The organism is Sorangium sp. So ce204, from assembly GCF_051526795.1.
GTDB lineage: Bacteria > Myxococcota_A > Polyangia > Polyangiales > Polyangiaceae > Sorangium > Sorangium cellulosum_B.
Genome location: NZ_CP150317.1, coordinates 1,539,092 through 1,558,097, shown reverse-complemented (window position 1 = coordinate 1,558,097; position 19,006 = coordinate 1,539,092). Strand labels below are relative to the sequence as shown.

General features: G+C 68.9%; 13 protein-coding genes and 1 pseudogene. 5 read left to right on the top strand and 9 right to left on the bottom strand.

Features of this window, described 5'->3' with window-relative positions; all coding sequences use genetic code 11:
- Positions 1 to 52 precede the first annotated feature (52 nt).
- The 3 genes and pseudogenes from WMF22_RS05675 to WMF22_RS05665 all read right to left on the bottom strand — a co-directional run bounded on the left by WMF22_RS05675 (position 53) and on the right by WMF22_RS05665 (position 2,411).
- Positions 53 to 1,111 carry a glucuronyl esterase domain-containing protein gene (locus WMF22_RS05675; protein ID WP_438037240.1) on the bottom strand — a complete coding sequence of 353 codons (1,059 nt, stop codon included), beginning with the start codon at positions 1,109 to 1,111 and terminating at the stop codon, positions 53 to 55.
- A gap of 378 nt (positions 1,112 to 1,489) precedes the next feature.
- Positions 1,490 to 1,714 (bottom strand): annotated as a pseudogene (locus WMF22_RS05670) (cellulose binding domain-containing protein); the annotation flags it as partial.
- 499 nt (positions 1,715 to 2,213) lie between these two features.
- Entirely contained in the window at positions 2,214 to 2,411 is a 198-nt protein-coding gene (locus tag WMF22_RS05665; protein WP_438035112.1) for a hypothetical protein, read from the bottom strand.
- A gap of 261 nt (positions 2,412 to 2,672) precedes the next feature.
- Here WMF22_RS05665 and WMF22_RS05660 point away from each other — a divergent pair, with 261 nt between their 5' ends.
- Positions 2,673 to 5,126: an alpha-glucuronidase family glycosyl hydrolase gene (locus WMF22_RS05660; protein ID WP_438035111.1), complete on the top strand. Its 2,454-nt coding sequence runs from the start codon at positions 2,673 to 2,675 to the stop codon at positions 5,124 to 5,126.
- A 444-nt stretch (positions 5,127 to 5,570) separates the two neighbouring features.
- Positions 5,571 to 8,894 (top strand): hypothetical protein, encoded by a 3,324-nt coding sequence (locus tag WMF22_RS05655; RefSeq protein ID WP_438035110.1) that lies wholly within the window; start codon positions 5,571 to 5,573, stop codon positions 8,892 to 8,894.
- A 434-nt stretch (positions 8,895 to 9,328) separates the two neighbouring features.
- On the opposite strand, the gene WMF22_RS05650 is transcribed toward WMF22_RS05655, so the two are convergent.
- From WMF22_RS05650 to WMF22_RS05635, 4 genes are all read right to left on the bottom strand, one after another.
- The gene (locus tag WMF22_RS05650; protein WP_438035109.1) at positions 9,329 to 9,868 is read right to left on the bottom strand and encodes a hypothetical protein; all 540 of its coding nucleotides are present in this window, start codon (positions 9,866 to 9,868) and stop codon (positions 9,329 to 9,331) included.
- 280 nt (positions 9,869 to 10,148) lie between these two features.
- Positions 10,149 to 10,691, bottom strand: coding sequence for a hypothetical protein (locus tag WMF22_RS05645; protein ID WP_438035108.1), 543 nt, complete (start codon positions 10,689 to 10,691; stop codon positions 10,149 to 10,151).
- The gene (locus WMF22_RS05640; protein ID WP_438035107.1) at positions 10,688 to 11,458 is read right to left on the bottom strand and encodes a hypothetical protein; all 771 of its coding nucleotides are present in this window, start codon (positions 11,456 to 11,458) and stop codon (positions 10,688 to 10,690) included. Before WMF22_RS05640 ends, WMF22_RS05645 begins: the two co-directional genes overlap by 4 nt.
- Positions 11,455 to 11,994, bottom strand: a complete 540-nt coding sequence (locus tag WMF22_RS05635; protein ID WP_438035106.1) for a hypothetical protein — start codon at positions 11,992 to 11,994, stop codon at positions 11,455 to 11,457. The genes WMF22_RS05640 and WMF22_RS05635 overlap by 4 nt, the downstream gene beginning before the upstream one ends.
- A gap of 1,993 nt (positions 11,995 to 13,987) precedes the next feature.
- Between WMF22_RS05635 and WMF22_RS05630 the strand changes: the two genes are divergently transcribed.
- A complete protein-coding gene (locus WMF22_RS05630) occupies positions 13,988 to 14,230 on the top strand; it encodes a hypothetical protein (RefSeq protein WP_438035105.1) in 243 nt (80 codons plus the stop codon).
- A 462-nt stretch (positions 14,231 to 14,692) separates the two neighbouring features.
- Here WMF22_RS05630 and WMF22_RS05625 read toward each other — a convergent pair whose 3' ends face one another.
- Both WMF22_RS05625 and istA read right to left on the bottom strand, forming a co-directional pair.
- Positions 14,693 to 15,454, bottom strand: a complete 762-nt coding sequence (locus WMF22_RS05625; protein ID WP_438032200.1) for an ATP-binding protein — start codon at positions 15,452 to 15,454, stop codon at positions 14,693 to 14,695.
- Positions 15,451 to 16,938 carry an IS21 family transposase gene (istA, locus tag WMF22_RS05620; RefSeq protein WP_438032199.1) on the bottom strand — a complete coding sequence of 496 codons (1,488 nt, stop codon included), beginning with the start codon at positions 16,936 to 16,938 and terminating at the stop codon, positions 15,451 to 15,453. Before istA ends, WMF22_RS05625 begins: the two co-directional genes overlap by 4 nt.
- Positions 16,939 to 17,453: 515 nt before the next feature.
- Between istA and WMF22_RS05615 the strand changes: the two genes are divergently transcribed.
- Entirely contained in the window at positions 17,454 to 17,600 is a 147-nt protein-coding gene (locus WMF22_RS05615) for a hypothetical protein (RefSeq protein WP_438032198.1), read from the top strand.
- A gap of 431 nt (positions 17,601 to 18,031) precedes the next feature.
- Complete coding sequence (locus WMF22_RS05610) at positions 18,032 to 18,559, top strand: hypothetical protein (protein WP_438035104.1); 528 nt, start codon at positions 18,032 to 18,034, stop codon at positions 18,557 to 18,559.
- Positions 18,560 to 19,006 lie beyond the last annotated feature (447 nt).

Genomic DNA, 19,006 nt, shown 5'->3' with positions numbered 1-19,006 from the left:
GGGGCTCACCGGTCGGGGCGCCCCTTGCGAGGCGCCCCTTCGCTCCGAGCGGTTACTGGAGGGTGGGCGCCGTCCACTTCATCCACCTGTTCAGATCGGCCGTCGCCCCGTCGCCCTTGAGCAGGTTGGTGTCCGCGGTGCCGCCGCCGACAAGGAACTTCTTCACGTACGCATCGAGGGCCGCCCTCTGCGAGGACGGGAACGCGCAGTGGGCATGGGCGGCCGTCTGCCAGTAGCCCATCTTGTCCTGCACCCCGAGCCCCTTCCAGATCTGCTGGGCGATGGACCCCGCCGTGAAGGTGCTGTTGATGCCGAGCCAGTCGATCCTGTTGTCGATGACGAGCAGCGCGCGCGGCGCGACGAGCCCCATGACCATGTGATGGTCGAAGGGCAAGGACGTCACCCGGTTGCCGAAGGTCGAGCCGAAGTTCGCGCGGAACCACGGCTGCTCGCTGGCCGCGCTGGACAGGGTCTGCACGTTCTCCCCGGCGTTGGCGCCCGCCTGCGAGACGCGCCAGCTCGCCGAGCCGCCGGCGCCCGACTCCTGGGGGATCGTCAGCACGATGCGCTCGTCGAACGCACCTGCCGTGAGGGCGCCCTTGCCGTTGCGCGAGCAACCCGTCACGGCGATGCGCTTCGGATCGATGTTGGCGCCCGGGGTCTTCTCCAGCGCGTCGATGATCCGGCTCACGCCCCAGGCCCACGCGATCATCGAGCTGGCCGAGTGGTTGCTGCCGTAGAGGTTGTAGAACGTGCCCGTCCCGCGCGAGCCGCCGCCGTTCTGGGCGCCCATCGCGTTGTTGTCGAAGGTCGCCATCGCGACGCCGTTCTGCGTGAACACGCTGGTGTCGAGGTTGTTGCCACCGATGCCGATGACGAGCGGGATCGGACCAGCAGGCGCGCCGGAAGGCCGGCTGATGTTGATGGAGAAGGAGGCGCTCTTCCCTGCGTCGTTGACGTTGACCGTCAGCCTGTTCGCCGAGAACTGCCCTGTGACATTGTCCTTGGACACCACGGGCTTCGATCCGGACTCATACGTCTCGACCTGCGACTTGATCTCCGCGCGCCGGCACGCCCACTCCGACTTCTTCGTGATACGTGAGCCGCTCAAGCTCAGGAACGGATCGTGATGCGTGTCGAACACCGGGAGAGACGAGGCGGCGGGCAACGTCGGCCTGGGGCAGCTCGCGCCGCTGTCCTCGACCGCGCCCGTGCTCCCGCCCGACCCGCCGGAGCCGCCGGACCCGCCGGAGCCGCCCGCACCGGAGCCACCGGCACCGCCCGAGCCGCCTGCCCCGCCCGAGCCGCCCGCACCCGAGCTGCTGCTCGATGACGAGCTGCTGCTCGATGACGAGCTGCTGCTCGACGACGAGCTCGCGCTGCTGCTCGACGAGGAGGACGCGCCCGTGCCGACGACCGTGCCTCCGCTGCCGGTGACCGACGCGACCGCGGGCCGCCCGCTGCCGTTTGCGCAGAACCCCCACTCCACCCAACCTTTCTCCTTGATCGCTGCGTTGTGGGTCACGTTCGTGGCGGTGAACTGCCCGTTCGAGGACACGGGGGTCACGTTCCACGCATTGGCCAGCGTCGAGCCGTTGAGCCGGACGACCACGTTCCAGCCGGTGGTGGCCGGGGAGCGGGACTTGTTCGTCACCCTCACGTTCGCGCAGTAGCCGTTCCCCCAGTCCGACTGAATCGCGATATCCGCCGACATCGAGCCGTCTGCGCTGTCCAGGGCGCCGTCCAGAGAGTCGAGGTCCTCTTCCTCGATGGGCTCCACGGCGCACGCAAGCAGACCGAACGCGAACGAAGCGGAAACGCAGCCAAGCAAGCGAGTGATACGCATAAGATTCTCCATGATAAGAACGGCCGAGTCGCGGGCTTCTGCTCAAGGTGGAACCGTGCACCAGCGAGACGCCCGGGAACCCTCGTTCAATTGTAGAGCTCAATATTCCCGGCCAGCGTGCGCCTGATCATGAACGCCTCGCAAACCTTGCCGACCCCATGCCTGCAACCACGGTGTTCGTCGGACAGCAACTCACATGCGGATACCCCGCGATGGGGCGGGGCACCATGAGAAAGCAAGAGCAACTCGGAAACGCAGCAGCGGGGAGCGAGCGCTCCTGGCAGCAATCTCCCCCCGAGTCGGTCCTCCGGATCGTGCCGCCGTCGCTCAGGCTGCCTGGGCGCGCGCCATCGTCTCCATCGCCGAGTTACGCCATTCCGAGCCAGATGCCGCCGTCGATCCACGCCAGCACCTGGCGCAGCTCCGCGCGCTCCGCGGGCGTCTCGTACGGCGGGATCAGCGCGGCGCACTTCCCAGTGGAAGGCGCCTCGATCACGGTTATTGGCAGTTTCAGTCCGCGTTTCTGACGTTTTTTGCTCAGACCCCGCCAGAAATACAGGAACACTGAACACTTCGCACACAACCGCACGAGAAGCGACCTCTGACGAGGTGGGCAAGGCATGACGGAGCCGCGGTGCGTTGCGGTCTTGCACGGGGCGTTTAGCCCTTGACGGGCGTCGAGATTCACCCTCGAGATCCGCGAGTCGGTTTGTTCACCCTCTTTCCCGAGCCACCCTCCATGGAAAGGCTGATTCAGATGGCGCCTCCTTCGGAAAACAAGATGTCACGCTGCGCGGGTCGACCGCCCACCAGGCGGCCTCATTCAATGAAGATCCTGAGGGTGCCGCTCCTCGTCGTCGGGCTCTTGAGCGCGGCGCTCGCGGGCGCCTGCTCCTCGAGCGGCACCGATGAGCCGAACGAGGTGACCGGCAGCGGCGGCTCCAGCGCGGCGGGGAGCCCCAGCGGGGCCACCGGCACAGGCGGCGGGAGCAGCGGCGCGAGCAGCGGCGCGAACAGCGGTACGGGCGGCGGCGCCTCGGTCGGCCAGGGCGGCGGGGACACGGGAGCATCGACCGGGAGCACGGGCGGGATGTCGGGGTCCGACGAGGAGTACCCCGTGCCGGGCGCCCTGCCGGAGGAGACGGGCGCAGACCTCTGGCTCAGGTACCCGAAGGTGCCGATTCCGGGGCGCCTCGCGGAGTACCAGGCGGCCTTCAAGCGCGTGGTCAAATCGGGGACCGGCGCGAGCCTCGACATCGCCGAGGCCGAGCTCGTCAAAGGGCTGAGCGGGTTGACGGGAGGAACGGTCGGGACCGGCGCGGCCGTCGACGGGCCGGGCGCCGTGGTGATCGGGACGGCCGCCGCGGACGTCATCAAGGGCCTGCCGCTCGCAGCGCGCCTCGGCGCCCTGGGCCCCGAGGGCTACCTCGTCGAGGCCGCCGACGTCGGAGGCCAGCCGGTGATCGCCGTGGCCGGCAACACGGAGGTGGGCGTGCTCTATGGCACCTTCGCGCTCCTCCGGCACGTCCAGAGCCACAGCGCCCTCGACAAGCTGTCGCTCACCGGCTCTCCGAAGATCGGCCATCGCATCCTGAACCACTGGGACAACCTCGATCGCAGCGTGGAGCGCGGCTACGCGGGCCGCTCCATCTGGGACTGGAGCGCGCTGCCCGGCACGCTCTCCCCCCGTTACAAGGACTACGCGAGGGCCAACGCCTCCATCGGCATCAACGGGACGGTGCTGACCAACGTGAACGCCAACGCGCAGGTCCTGACGCCGTCGTACCTTACGAAGGTCAAGGCGCTCGCCGACGTCTTCCGCCCTTACGGCATCAAGGTCTACCTCACGGCGCGATTCAGCGCGCCGGTCGAGATCGGCAACCTGAGCACGGCGGATCCGACCAACGCCAGCGTCAAGCAATGGTGGACGAACAAGGTCAACGAGATCTACAAGCAGATCCCCGACTTCGGTGGTTTCCTCGTGAAGGCGAACTCCGAGGGGCAGCCAGGGCCGCAGGACTACGGGCGGACCCACGCCGACGGCGCCAACATGCTCGCCGACGCCCTCGCGCCGCACGACGGCATCGTGATATGGCGCGCCTTCGTCTACTCCGACACGAGCCCCCCGGACCGCATCAAGCAGGCCTACGAGGAGTTCAAGCCTCTGGACGGCAAATTCAAGAGCAACGTCCTCGTGCAGGCCAAGAACGGCCCGCTCGATTTCCAGCCCCGGGAGCCGTTCCATCCGCTGCTCGGGGCCATGCCGAAGACGCCCCTCGCCCTCGAGCTCCAGATCACGAAGGAGTACCTCGGCGAGGACACGCACCTCGCCTACCTCGGCCCGCTCTTCGAGGAGGTCCTCAAGGCGGACACCTACGCGGGCGGCGAGGGCTCGACCGTGGCGCGGGTCATCGACGGCACCCTCCACAAGTATGCGACCACCGCGATCTCGGGCGTCGCCAACGTGGGTGACGACACGAACTGGACGGGATCGCAGATGAACCAGGCGAACTGGTACGTGTACGGGCGCCTGGCGTGGAACCCGGACCTCTCCTCGGAGGCCATCGCGGAGGAGTGGGTCCGGCAGACCTTCTCGAACGACCCCGTCGTCGTCGAGCCGGTCGTCCAGATCATGATGCAGTCACGCGAGGCGCTCGTCGACTACATGACGCCCCTCGGCCTCGTCCACATCATGGGCAACGACCATCACTACGGGCCTGGGCCGTGGCTGAACAGCCTGGGCCGCGTCGAGTGGAACCCGGTCTACTATCACAAGGCGGACGCGAACAGCATCGGCTTCAACCGCACCTCGTCGGGCAGCAACGCTGTTGCCCAGTACGCCGCGCAGGTGGGACAGACGTTCGGGAGCCGGGACACGGTGCCGGACGATCTCGTGCTCTTCTTCCACCGCGTCGGCTGGAACGACAAGCTGAAGTCCGGCAGGACGGTCTGGGAGGAGCTCGTCCATCGTTACAGCCAGGGCGTCGATGAGGTGGGGGTCATGCGAGAGACATGGAAGTCCGTCGAGGGCCGTATCGATGCCAAGCGCTTCGGTGACGTGAGCGACTTCCTGCAGATCCAGCACTACGAGGCGCGCTGGTGGCGCGACGCGTGCCTCGCCTACTTCGGCTCGGTGTCGAAGCTCCAGGTCCCGAGCGGCTACGCCCCCCTGTCGAACACGCTGAGCTTCTACCAGGGGCTCCGCTGCCCGTCCGACGCGAAGAAGCCCCGCTGCTCGCAGGTCTATACGGGGAATCCGTCCCCGGCCATCCTCCAGTGAGAGCAGTGAGAGCGCAGTGAGAGCGGCGGGCCGGCTCGGTCTGGCCCGCGGCCCGCTGGCGATCTTCACGCTTCACGCCCCTGCCCCTGCCAAGCGCACGGCACCCTCTGGATCTCGCTGACTCCGCGATCTGAAGCGGGGCGCAGGTTCGTGGGATACGGGCTCAGCCGCCAGGCAGGCGAGCGAGGCGTACAACGGTGCGCCGCAGCGAGCCGAACGACGCGGCTGAGCCCGTAGCGCACGGACCTGCGCCCCGCTGTAGCCCGGTCGTAATACCGGAGTCATCGCATGACCTCGTCGGGTATCGCGGTCGACGTGAACGCACACACGCTGTTACCGTCTCGCTGGCTCATCCATCAGAGAGCGGCGTGGTGCGCGTCGGCTGCCAAGGCCGTCAGGAGGTGCGTCGTGACGCTGGCATCGAGTCGAGCTTTGTTGTTGTTGATGGCAGGGTGCGCCCCGGCGTGCAGCGCGCCCGACCCCCACGCGGCGGGGAATGGTCCAGCCGAGCGCCCCGCGGAGCGCGCGCTCCGGCCGGGCGGCGCCGCGCCGGTCGAGCTCGGGCGGATCGTGAGCAGGGCGCGGGCGAGCTTTCGATCCACGCGACAAGGGCTCTCCGCCGAAGGCGCCGCCCACCGGATCGACGTCGAGGGCGGCGCGGCGCGGATCCGCGCGAAGCCCTCGGCGAGGGCGGCGCGCAGGGGGCGAGCGAGGCAGCTCCAGGCGCTCGCCGAGGCGCGCACCGCCGCCGAGCTGACGGCGCGCCGCCGCGCGCTCCGCGGGCTTCTCGTCGAGGGCGCGCCCGGCGAGCTCCAGCCGGGCGGCGCGCTCACGCTCACGACGCGATCGATCGCCCGCGCCGGCCACGAGTGCGTGAACGGCGAGGGCCGCGTGCGCATCGCCGCGGACGGCGGCGCGGAGCGCGCGTTCGAGGCCTGCAGCGAGCTGTGGAGGAACCACGAGATGAACGCCGAGCAGGCGTTCCGGTTCCCCGAGCGGCCCGGGGGGCGCGGCGATCTCGTCGTGCGCGTGAGCGCCCGGCTCGGCGCCGCGGACGGCGCGCCCTCGGTCGCGAGCGACGCCCGCGGCCTCGTCCTCGGCGCCGCGCCGGGGCAGCGGTTCGTGTACGGCCACGGCACGTGGATCGACGCGTCGGGCCGCCGCGTCCCGGTGCCCGCCCGCTGGGCGGACGGCCACATCGAGCTGCGCGTGCCCGCCTCGGTCGTCGAGGAGAGCGGCTATCCGGCGCTGCTCGATCCGGAGGTGGGCCCGGAGATCGGGACGGAGCCGCCCGTGCCCGTCCAGCAAGACGCCGGGTTCGATCCGGAGGTCGCGACCGACGGGACGAGCTACGTCGTCGTCTTCGAGGATCTGTCGCGCATCCGCGCGGTCCGCGTCGGCGCGCGCGGGGACGTGCTCGATCTCGACTGGCTGGATCTGGGCGAGGCGTCCGCCGGACAGTACCTGCCCAGCGTGGCGTACGGCGGAGGCCGCTACCTCGTCGCCTGGAGCCAGTACGGCGACGACGGCCGGATCACCATCCGCGGCCGCGTGATGGGACCCGACGGCACGCTCGAAGGGCCGGCGAGCTTCGCGATCTCGACGTCGGACGAGGGCGTGTATCCCTCGGTCGAGTGGAACGGGGAGCGCTTCGTGACCGCCTGGCTCAGCCTCGCCGACGATGGGGCCGACGACGTCCGCGCGACGCTCGTCGACCCGAGCGGCAGCGCCGTCCCCGGCGCCGAGCGCGCCCTCTCCACGAGCGGCCGCGCGTCGCGGCCGGCGGTCGGCGCCGGGGCGGACGTCTCCATCGTGGCCTGGGACGAGGACGTCTCCGGCGGCGGCGCGCGGGCCATCCGTGCGGCGCGGGTGGCCAGCGATGGGACGGCGCTCGATGCCTTTGGCGTCCAGATCTCGGAGGACCCGGGCAACGCGCGGCTGGTCGCGCTCGCGTCCGGCGGGAGGAGCTTCCTGGCCACGTGGGTACGGGACGATCCCACGAGCACGATCCGGGGCGCTGTGCTGCGCGCGGACGGCACGATCGCGGCAAGGGACTTTCCGATCTCGCGGCCGAGCCCGGGCGCCGGGGCCCCCGCCGCGGCGTTCGACGGCAGCAGCTATCTCGTGGCCTGGGCCGACGAGCGGGACGGTCGCGCGATGTACGGGGCCCGCGTCTCGGCCGAGGGTGTCGTGCAGGGGACCGACGACGTGAGGCTCGCGGGCGGGTCACCTCGCTCCGTCCTGGATTCGGATCGGAGCGCGCTCGCGTGGAACGGCTCGCGCTTCCTGCTCGCGTTCCACGGCCAGGGCATCGAGGGCAGCCTGATCGGCCCGGATCTCGCGCTGGCCGCGGGCCGGCTCGGGCTCAGCCCCCTGCCGAACAGGCAGGGCGCCCCGCGCGTGGCCTGGACCGGCGAGAGCTACCTCGTCGCCTGGACCGACGAGCCGGACCCGGAAGGAGAGCGGACGACCGCGCGCGCGGTGCGCGTGAGCGCGGCCGGCGAGGTCGTCGATCCGGTCGGGATCGAGCTCGCGAGCAGCGCCTTCGCGATCGATCTGGCCTCGAACGGCGGCGGCGCGTCGGTGCTCACCTGGAGCGCGGTCGGCGCCGGCGGGGATCAGCTGCGGCGGGTGTCGGGCGACGGCGCGCTCGGGGAGAGCGTCGCCGTCTCGTCGCTCCACCTGTCGGCGACGCCGTCGGTCGCGGGCAACGGCGACGGATACCTGGTGACCTTCGTGGAGAGGACCGTGGAGGAGCCCTTCGTGTACACCGCGTCGGGCCGCCTGCTCGACGCATCGGGGAGCGCTGGCCCGGTGTTCCCCATCGTGCCCTCGGTCGAGGCGGAGTCGCACGCGATGCCGCTCCACGCCGGGCGGGACTACCTGGTGGCCTACGTGAAGGCGGGCCTGCATCTCGTCCCCGTGAGCCGCACGGGAGACGTCGGGGAGGCATTCCTGCTGTCGAGCGCATCGGCCGCCATCGCGGGGGCGACGGACGGCACGGACACGCTCGTTGTCTGGACGGAGTCCGGAGGTAGCTGGCCAGAGGGCGGTGATAAGCCGGTGCACGGTCGAATCTACGGCACGGGCGGCTGGCGGGGCGAAGCATTCCTGATCTCGCCGACGAGCGCTGGTCATGCGGCGGCCGTGGCCTGGGACGGCGCGAGCTACCAGGTGGTGTGGGAAGAGGCGAAGACGCACCGGCTCTGGATCCGCGCCGTGGCCCCCGATGGGACACCGGGTGTGGAGGCGCTGCTCGTGGATGACGCGTGCAATGCGCCGACGCTGGCCCGCGGCGAGGATGGCCGGTTCCTGCTGAGCTACGACAAGCTCGGCCCTGCCGCGCGCACGCGGCGCGTCGTCTCGCGGCTGCTCAGCTGGGAGCCCTCACCCGGGCCCGGCGCAGGCGGCGTTGCGGGTGGAAGCGGCGGCGCAGGGCTCGGTACGGGCGGAGGCGACAGTGTGGAGCCAGGCGCGGGCGGGAGCGGCGGTGCAGTGCCGGGGTTGGGCGGAAACGGCGATGCGGAGCCGGCCGCGGGCGGCCGAGCAGGGAATGGCGGGGGCGGCGGTACCTCCAGCGTTGCCGCCGGCAGCAGCAGAAATGACGGGACGGACGACACCAGCAACGACGCACAATGCAGCGCTCACGGCGCTGGCAGCAGGTCAGCGTACATCGGGCTCACCGTCGCCCTGTTCGGCATCACCCTCGTCGCGCGACGCCGCGGCGCCAGGAGTGCGCAGGACGCTCAAGCGGGCCGCTCTGATTGACCCACCGAGAAATGAACCGCCAAGGACACCAAGACGCCAAGAAATATAAAATTGGCGTCTTGGCACGCTTGGCGGCTCGAACCCCTGCCCTATTCAGGCGGATTCAGTCCATTTGCGTCCTTGGTGTCTTGGCGGTTTATTTCTCGCTTGATCAACGCGAGCGCGGGATGGCAGGCCCTCAAGGAAGCTCCGCCGATAGCCGGCGTCGGGGATCGCGGCGGCTCGAGCGAGCAGATCATCGCGCTCGGCCCGCAGCGCCGCGCGGGCGCCGTCGACGTCGCCGCTCGCCTGGAGCGCGAGCACGTGGACCAGCCCCGGCGAGTATCGCCGCCGACGCGCCGTCGTCGAGGGGGCGCCGCCGAGCTTGCCTCGAGCGCCTCGACGGCGAAGCGCCCGAGTTCGGCCACGCGGGCGGCATCCACCCAGGGGGACAGCTACGGAGCCACCCAAGTCCACACGACCGAGAAGAGGCACACGTAGATTGTCGCCTGGCCCATCGACCCCCCGTCCATGTCCACATCCGGCACCACCTCGTTCCCGAGCTCCGGCGGGATCGGCTGGTAGCCGGGGTACGTGGCCTCGATCTCCCCAGCGATCTCGCGCGCCACCGGCTCCTCCTCGGGGATGCCGGGGAGGTGGATCCCGTAGTATGGCCCGAGCAGGGACACGTGGAAGCTGAGCGCCGCATTATCGGTGAGCCAGATGCGGGCCGAGTACGCCGGGTCGCTCGCCCCCGCCACCAGGCTGAGGGACTCGTTCTGAAGGCCGTATCGCTCCCCCAGGCGGTGGATCATCGCTTCCCACGTTGGGTACGCCGCTCGCCCTCGGTTTGCGGCTTCCACCAGGCGGCGGTGCTCCTCCGTATCGACGTAGACGGGCTCGCCCGGAGGTACATGGATGCGCGAAATTTTGTCCATGCCCCGCGGGTAGAAGCGGTAAACGATGTCGAGCAGCTTGGAGCGAGCTGTCTTCATGGATTCGTCACCTTGGCGCCGAGCCCCTTGTAATTGGATTTGAACGCAGCGTCCACCGTGCGGTGAAACCTATCACACAAGGATCACATAGGATCACGTAGGGTCGTTCAGAAAGTCCGAAGGCTTATCCGGACACCCATCCCTGGAGCAGATGATCCCTGCCGGGGAGCGAGCCGCCTGAGCTCCCCACGGCGCATAGCGCCGCCGAGCTCACCTCGATCGCCTCGCCGTCCACGCGACCGAATGCGGTCACGTGCACGGCAGCCGCCCAGGGCTGTGGTTACGGATCCACCCAAGTCCACACGACCGAGAAGAGGCACATGTAGATCGTCGCTTCGCCCATCAACACCGTGTCCATCGCCACATCCGGCACCACCTCATTCCCGAGCTCCGCCGGGATCGGTCGGTAACCGGGGTAGGTGGCCTCGATCTCCCGAGCGATCTCGCGCGCCACCGGCTCCTCCTCGAGGATGCCGGGGAGGTGGATCCCGTAGTATGGCCCGAGAAGGGACACGTGGAAGCTGAGCGCCGTTTCGTCGGTGAGCCAGATGCGGGCCGAGTACGCCGGGTCGCCCCCTCCCGCCAACAGGTGGAGCGACTCGTTCTGAAGGCCGTATCGATCTCCCAGGCGGCGGATCATCGCTTTCCACGTTGGGTACTCCGCTCGCCCTCGGTTTGCGGCTTCCACCAGGCGGCGGTGCTCCTCCGTGTCGTCGTAGAATGGCCCATTGGGAGGTACGTAGCTGCGATCGGTGCAACGTACGCCCCGCGGGTAGAAGTGGTAGACGACGTCGAGCAGCTCGGAGCGAGCTATCACCATCATTTCGTCACCCTGGCGCCGAGTCGCTTATACTTAAACTTGAACGCAGCCTCCGCCTCTTTGCGAAACGTATCGCAGAACGTCTCCTGCGGGAGATAGTAATCCATGCGGTTTGCGACGTCCTCCGTGATCTCCTTGCTGAGGCGGGCCGCACGGTCTGCGTCGATTTGTCCATAAATCTCAGTCCGGAGCGGCATGCCGATGGTAAAAGCGCAGGGCCATTTCTTGATCTCATGCGGGATAGTGAGTCTCCTGAATGTCAAGTTGACCTTGGCCTCTTGCCATCCTCCGCCTTTGTCCGTGCCGTCGTCCTTGACAATGACGACAAACTTGAACTCCGACGGATCAATATCTACGTATATCCATGGGGCCATCCCGGGCGGCGGGCACTTCGAGCTGCACGCATCGCTACAGCTCAAGAAGGTCGCTCCGTCTCCGGCTATGTCGCCGAATCCGGGGCACGGGTCTGGCGGGCTCGTCGAGCTAGCTGTCGGGCTCTCCGCGCTGTCGCTGTCGCTCGGTCTCTCCTCTTTGTCTTCAAGCTCCCACTCGTTGCACGCGATCTTGCCCTCGCCGCCGCCTTGGGGGTCGGCCCCGAAGTCACCGGATGCGGACGAGGTGAAGACGGGGCGTGGCTCGGAGCCCGGACCGGCCCCTGCACCCGAAGTTCCTTCCCCGACAGGATAGCAGTCGCCGAACGTCATGTTGCACGCCGCCAGCGCCCAAACCGCGATAGTCAAGATCAAAAATAGAACTTTTCTCACGTTCATTTCTCACTCCATCGAAGCACAGGACCAGCAACGACGACGACGGACACATAGCCCGGGAGCACCAGACTGCCCCGACCGACCCAATCCACGTTGACGCTCACCGACACCCCGAGCGGTCCGGCGACGTACGCATTGGTCTGCGCGTGGCCGCCCACTGCCAAGCCACCGACGCGTCCGCACAAGGTGACGCCGCACGCCGGCATGAGGTAGAACGCGACAGACGGCCCCGCGCTGACGTTGCCGTCCTTCCACGCGTACCCGATGTCAACCGAGGTCTGGTTGTAGATCCCGAGCCCGTCTTCCTGGATCGGGGGTAGGATCGTGCACAGGTCGTGCACCGTGAACAGGATGTCTCGCTGGATGGGCCAAGATATGCCCGCGTGCGGCCCCACCGCGAGGCGCGGAACGGTACCGGCCTGGAGCCACCCGAGGCTCACACCAGCGCTCAGCTCGGAGGCCTCTCCTTGCGTCGGTACGACGACGAGCAGCGGGATGACCAGGATCGCCCATGGGATCCGCCGCCTTCTTGTGCCCATCGTCCCCTTCCCGTCTTCCGCAACTCGTGAGCGACGTGCCGACGCGGGGCATTCTTCTGATCAGAGGATCGGCGTCAAACGGAATCTAGGCGAGCACACTGCACTGGCCAGGGGTCGTACCGTCCAGAGCGTGCGCCAGCGAGCAGCTACCCGTGCGGCACCAGCGCGTGTCGACGTGCTGGCGCCAGCTGCATGGCCGCGCCGCCGCGGGTGCGCGCGACCGGCCACGCGCCCCGGGCTGCGCGTGTTCGGCTGCAAGCCCGACCCAGCGCGGCACCGTGCCCAGGCAGCGGTGACCGCGCGCCGTGACGCCCACGCGCGTGGCACCATGCGACGTCGATCGCGCGGCCGCGCTGCCCGCGAGCGCGGCGCCTGGCGATGGCCTGCACGGTCAACGATGACGACGCGCTAGCGCTCACGCGCCCGGAGCCGCACGACGTTGCTCGCGCGTCTGCGCCGCCCGCGAGCGCCACGCATCGCGGCGGCATTGGCGGGGAGCCACGAGACCGGCTACGGATGGCCCGATAGGGCTCCGCGAGCCCCGCAGCCCGGACGATCCCGCAGGCCGCTCCGCTGCTCGAGGGCGTCGCCGCTGTTGCCCCGGCGGCCTCTCGGGATCGTCGAGCTGCTGAGCCGCGCCTAAGCCGATCACGTCGCGCATGCGTTGCAGATCGCCCAGGAGCGCCATCACCTCGATCATACCGCGCGGTACTCCGGCGAGCGGAGTTGGAGAGCAAACGGATCAAGCGCTCGATCACGCCGCTGACCAGCCGCGCGTCTTCGATCGATGGCGCCCGCGCGGTAAGCGTGGGCGGCGCCCCGCGGCTCACGATCTTGCCGTGCGAAGACCACGAGCGGCTTGGACGCCCGCGTTCAACGAGCGACGGCCGGGCCCGAAGCGCTTGACCACGCGGACATCGATGGCCCCGAACTCGCCGGCGTCCACCTCGATCCCCGCGCGCGGAGCGGTCGCGGACCTCGACCCTGCGGCCTGTCTGCTCGAGCGCCAGGTCGCGCGCCGTCGGCGGGCCCGCGCACCTGCGGCCGCTCCTGAGCGAGAAACGCAGCCTTCCTGTCTGCTCCGGCGCCACATACGACGCCAGCGCGATAGCGCGCGCTCGCCGGCGTCCTCCTCGACGCCCGCGGCCGCTCCGCGGTCAACCAGGGGCCGCAGCGCCGAGCACGCACTCGAGGAACTCGCGGCGACGGCCACGAGCTCACGCGGCGCTTCTGTGTGGAGAACAAGCGAGGGCGCTCAACAAGTCGCGAGAAGGGGAAAACCCGGGCGTTTCGCGCGGTGGTCGCGACCGCTCGCGACCACCACCACCGTTTCGGGGGCCCCTGCCGCCGTTTCGGTGACAAGAGAATCGCTGCGGTGGAACCGGGATGGAAGGCGGTCGACCCATCCCTGGCGGCGCAGGTGCGCAGGCGGTTACGCGGCGGGAGTGTTCGTCAACCAACTGGTTGACGAACACTTCGAGCGCCCATCCGCCGGCGGTCCAGGCGGCCGCGGTGGTCCTCCACCGAACGGTTGGGCTCGGCGATGCACGCCTCCGCTCCGTGGGCGTCGCCCCGAGATCGGGCGAAGGGCGGCCGCCGAGGAGAGGGCGCCGCAGAGAACGAGCTCGGGAGGGGCAGGGCGGCCGCTGAGGGCGCCGAGGACAAGCTCGGGCAGTGACCGCCGAGGGGCCGCCGAGGACGCGCTCGGACGCAGGGCGGGGGCCCCGTAGAAGCGCCAGAGACGAGCTCGGGACGGCGGCGGGCTTCTGGAGCACCGAGCACCCCGCCCCGGTACGAACATGCAGCCCGGCGCGGCGCCGCTCTCATCGCTCACCGGTGCGGCTGCTCCGCGCACGCGTCCACCGGGTCGAGCTCCCGGCACCTGGCCTGCCGCCGCGCCTCGCTCAGGGCATGCTCCGCGCACAAAAAGCGGCGCCTCAGCTCTCGCTGAAACGCCGCGCGTTCGCACGTGGGTTGATGTGTCGAGTGAGTCGTGCCTCGTTCTCGACATGCTCACGAGGGATCATCTCGTGTAACGGATGACTGGGCGCGCATCATTGATCGGTCGGCGGTACGAACCACCAAAGGCTGCAATGAGGGCGGCGGTAAGAGCTTGAATGCTCATATCGATTCCTTTGCTGTTGTCTCGCGGCTGACTACCCGCGAGGAATCCACCATGGATCCTACCTTGATGGCGGAATATGCGTATCTCGAAGGAAAAATCGACACCGCCTGAGGAAAAATCGACGCCGCGCCCCTGAGACAGCGCGATCTGGCGCGGGAGCGCACGGCCGGCTGGAGGGCGCCTCGACTGCCGGGGGCAACAGCGCCGAGCTTACGCTCGAGGCGCTGGGGCGCTACCGCGGACTTTTGCACGCCGGGGGTCACGACCCCATCGAGGACGCGCGAGCGCTCGGCTGCTTCGTGGACGGCGCCGAGGTCAGCGCAGAGAGCGCCCGCCGTCGCTCGCGATGAGCTGACGGATCCGCTGGTCCTTTGCGGCGATCGCCGTTCTAGTCTAGCCGAAGACGGCCGAGGGCAGCCACCTGAAGCGCCGCGCTGATCGTAACGCCGCGCCGGCTATGTTGATGATCGCGGCAATCCGCGGAGATTCGGTGAAGTTCACCGGTGAAATCCGCGCCCGGTGCCGGTGAAACCCGCACCCGACGCCGGTGAAGTTCACCGGTGAAGAGGCCGCTCAGTGCTTTTTGGTGCGGCGCTGCTTGGTGCGGATGGCACTCAGCTCCTTGGCTTCCTTGAGCCGGTAGCTCTCGGCCTCGATCTCGATCACCTCGGCCCGGTGCACGAGCCGGTCGACGAGCGTAACGACGCAGGCGGCGTGCGGAAAGACCTGGCCCCAGTCGGAGAAGGCCTTGTTCGTACTGAGCAGGATCGGCTTCTGCGCGTCGTAGCGACGGGTGACGACCTCGAATAGCAGGTCGGCGTAGCGGCCATCGTAGGAGAGATAGCCGACTTCATCGATGCAAAGAAGGGCTGGAACCGTGTAGCGGTGCAGCCGGCGCGCGAGCGCGGCCGAGGACTCCTGCGCGGCGAGGTCGGCAAGCATGTCGCTCGCGGTCGAGAAGCGGACCGTGTGACCGCGGACGACGGCCTGGTGGGCGACGTTCTTGAGGATCATGGTCTTGCCGACGCCGTTGGGGCCGACGAGCACGGCGTTGTGGCCGGTGGCGAGGAAGCCGGGAGCGAAGAGGTCGTCGACGGCCTCGCGGTCGATTTTCTTGGGCCAGGACCAGTCGAAGTCCGCCATGGGCTTGAAGGCGGCTACGCGGGAGTTTTTGAGGCGGCGATCGAGGCTGCGTTTTTGGCGCTCGCGCTCCTCAATGGCGAGCACCTCGCGAAGCCAGGGCTTTTCGGCGAGCTCCTCCCAGCAGGCCAGCAGACCAAACAGGCCGAGGCTTTTCAGGCGGGCCTTGGTCTCGGTGGGCGTTAGATCGGTCATGGCGTCGGGTCCTTCTTCAGGGCGTCGTAGGTGGCGAGCGAATGCGGCGTGACGACGAGGGCGGCGTGCTGGCCGCGCGTGACGGGGATCGAGACTGGAGGCGGCAGGTGGCGCTCGGAGCGCCGGCGGTCGATCACCTGGCGCACGGCGCCGACGTGAATGGTGTCGCGCTCGAGCACCTCGACGAGCGCCTCTTCGAGCTCGGCGGCGCCGACGGCGTCGAGCAGGTGCAGAAGCCGGGCGATGGCGCTGCCGACGTTGTCTCCGCGCTCGGCGAGGATGCGCAGGAATGCCTGGCTGCTGCGGGCGGCGCGGGCGAGGCGATCGAGGCCGCGATGCTCGCGGGCGCGGCGCTTCTCGTCGACCAGGCGCTGGATGTGCTCGGGTTGCTCGATCTGCTGGCCGCGGTCCCACGAGCGGACATGGGTCGCGACGATCTCGTTGCCGTCAGCGATGCGCACCTGTTCGAGGTCGGCGAGGACGACGAGCGTGCGGCTCGTCCGGTCGTGGGGAACAGAATAGTCGTTGAGATCGAAACGCGCGTAGGGGGTCTTTCCGATCTCGACCTCGACGCGCTCATGGGCTGGAAACGGCGTGTCGGGGTGCCCGAGCAGCACACGGCTCTCGTCGTCGAAGGCCTGCCGCACGGTGCGGGCGCGGTCCTCGACCCAGGAGCGATCGAGCGCTGCGGAGCTGGTCCACTCGGTCGCTTGTCGGTTGAGGTCGTCGAGATCGGTATAGGTCCGGGCCTCGAAGAATGCCTCGCGGACGTAGCGGATGGCGCGCTCGACGCGGCCCTTCTCGTTGCCGCGAGCGACGGCGACGGGGCGCGGCTCGAAGCGGTAGTGCGCCGACAGAGCCAGGAGCATGGGGTGGAACCGGATCGCGTCGCCGTGACGCTCCACGACAGCGCTCTTGAGGTTGTCGTAGAGCAGCACGCGCGGGACGCCGTCGATGTCGGCGAACGCCTCGACGTGCCCGCGAACGAAGAAGGGCATCGCTGCGCTGGGGAAGAAGCGCAGGAAGATCCGCCGCGAGTAGCTGAGCACCATGACGAACGCCCAGAGCGGGCGCAGCGCCCGGCCGACAGCCAGCTTGCCGAAGTGCGCCCAGTCGACCTGCGCTTGCTCGCCGGGCAGCGTGCGCAGCCGCTGGAATGCCTCTGCCGGCTTCTTGGGGCGGAGACGACCGATCACTCGGCGCAGATGATCGGGACCGCCCGGATAGCCGCGCTCCTTGAGCATGCCGAAGAGGCGACTCGAGCGCAGCGAGGGATACTTGCCGAGCTGCTCGACGATGAAGGGCACGAACGGGTCGACCATCGACGGGCGCGGCGCGACGACCTTCGGGTCGACGCCCGCTTGCCCGAGCACGCGCTGAACGGTGGTGTGGTGCAGCCCGAGCTGAGCGGCAATGGTGCCCACGGGCCACTTCTCACCGTGGTAGAGGCGCAGCACCTCGGCCTCCTTCTCTTTCGCGATCACCGCCGCCTCCCGTCACCGCGGAGGGCTTCGTGGGACGCGGGGAGCGCGTCGGTGAACAGCTGACCGAGCGCGCCGCTCGCGCAGGGCCCAGGGCGGAAGCCGCGCTCCGCAGAGCGAGCAGCGGCCGACATCTCGGATCCAATCGTCATTGTTGTCCTTTCGGCCGGGGGTGATCTCCGGCGCGAGCTGGGACATCGACGCGGCCGCGGCTTGTGTCACCCTGTGATGCGTCACTTTCTGCGCGGAGAACTTGTCCCGCTGCCGGTCCCGATACCGGGCCTGGCGAGCGGCATGGAGGCGGCGAGCGCGAAGCTGCGTCTGGTAGGCCGCGCCGGCGCGGCGGAGCGACTCACGACGCTGGAGCGGGCGGCAGTCGGGGCAGAGGCGCTGGCCGCGATCGCAGCGACGGCAGAGGCGAAGCTGGACGCGGCAGCGGGCGCAGTGGGCGAGGCGGTAGGCGGACGAAGGCAACGGGCTCCATGACGCCGCTTTCTGGACCTGGAGCCCGGCTTGTGATGAAGGTGGGGGACTCCGGCAACGCGGAGCTCCAGAAGGCCCGAGGGTGGCAGCCCTCGGGCCTTCGACTTTTCGGCGGGCGTAACGTCTACGCCGCGGAGGCGAGCGTGGCCCAGATCGGCGTGGGGACCGGCGGTGAACGGTGAACGCCGCCGATCATGGGGCCGCGGTCTTCACCGATCGGACGCGGGACGCGATGCTCACCGACAGGCTACAGCGGCAACGGTCGTTGCACAAGCCGGACAAGGCCCTCGTTGCTGCGATCTCGTCGGCGCCGACGCGGTCCTCACGACGCGCAGCTCGAGCGTGAGCTCGGGCGCCGCGCTGGGCCGGCCTCGCTACCGGACCCCTCCGGCCGCCGCCGCTGGCCTTCCCGAGCTCGCCCACGCGCGCCGCGAGCCGGCAGCCGCGCCGCTGGTGCGCGATAAGCCCCGCTTATCATGCACCACGGCGGCGCCATCGAGTGAGGGGGCACACTGGTGCCGCGAGCAGGATCGAGGCTGGCGCTTGTGGCTCCCGCCGGAGTCGCCGCCGACAGCGAGATCGCCGATGATGCCGTCCCCAGAGGAGCACCAACATGGCCGACGAAAAGAACGACTGGCGCGGTGACACCGTCAAGGACATCGTAGAAACGGGCACCGATGCGGCGGCGACGTACGCGCTCGAGGCTGCGAAGATGTCGAGCACTGCGGCAACCGCCGCATTCGCCAACAACCCCGGGGTCATGGCCCTCGCCACCGTTCTGCCGTTCGCAGTTGCGGGCGTCTTTTGGACCGCGATGAACTGGAAGCGGATCGAGGCCGAACGCTTCTGGAACACCCTCAGGGAACGCTGGGCATGCGATGATGACATTTCGCGTGAGGAAGTCGCCGGCATCCTCGAATCTAGGGCCGAAGAGCCGGCCGTGCGCGAGACGATCATGCGCTCCGTTCGCGCGTTGATGGATCAGGTTGACTCAACGAGCACGGTCCCGCTCGCCGCCCTCGCGTTGGAGTACCTCCGCGACCCCGCGAACAAGCCCGACTCGTTCTTCCGCGGCTCCGTGCGGTTATTGAGCGATCTTGCCGCCGATGAACTGGAAGAACTGCGCAGTATGCTCGATTGAGCCCTTGCAAAAACGACGCGAGACCCGATCCGGATACTGTCCTACGTGCCGGATACGGAAGGCTCGAAGTGGCGAATCGACGTCCTGCGCGACGACATGGCCGGACACGTCCACGTTCATGAATTGTCTAACGCCGGTCGGCTGTTGCACTTGCTCGCGGCACACGAACTCGCCATGGACGCAAGCATAACGAACTCACAAAAGTCGGGCTATGAAAGGGAATTACACCCTGGTGTTAGCCTTGCGCGTTCCACGGCGAAGCGACTCCGGAGGGTCCTCGGCTAGGCCGACGCTCCGGCTTCGAACAATGGGGCGGATAGGCAACTTGGGAATGTAGTAGGCGAACGCGCCGAGAGACGCGGAGCGGTCCGTTCAGTGGTCCGGGTGTTCGTCAACCACTGGTCGACGAACGGCCAGTTACCAGGGCCCGATTCGCCCTCGACCTGC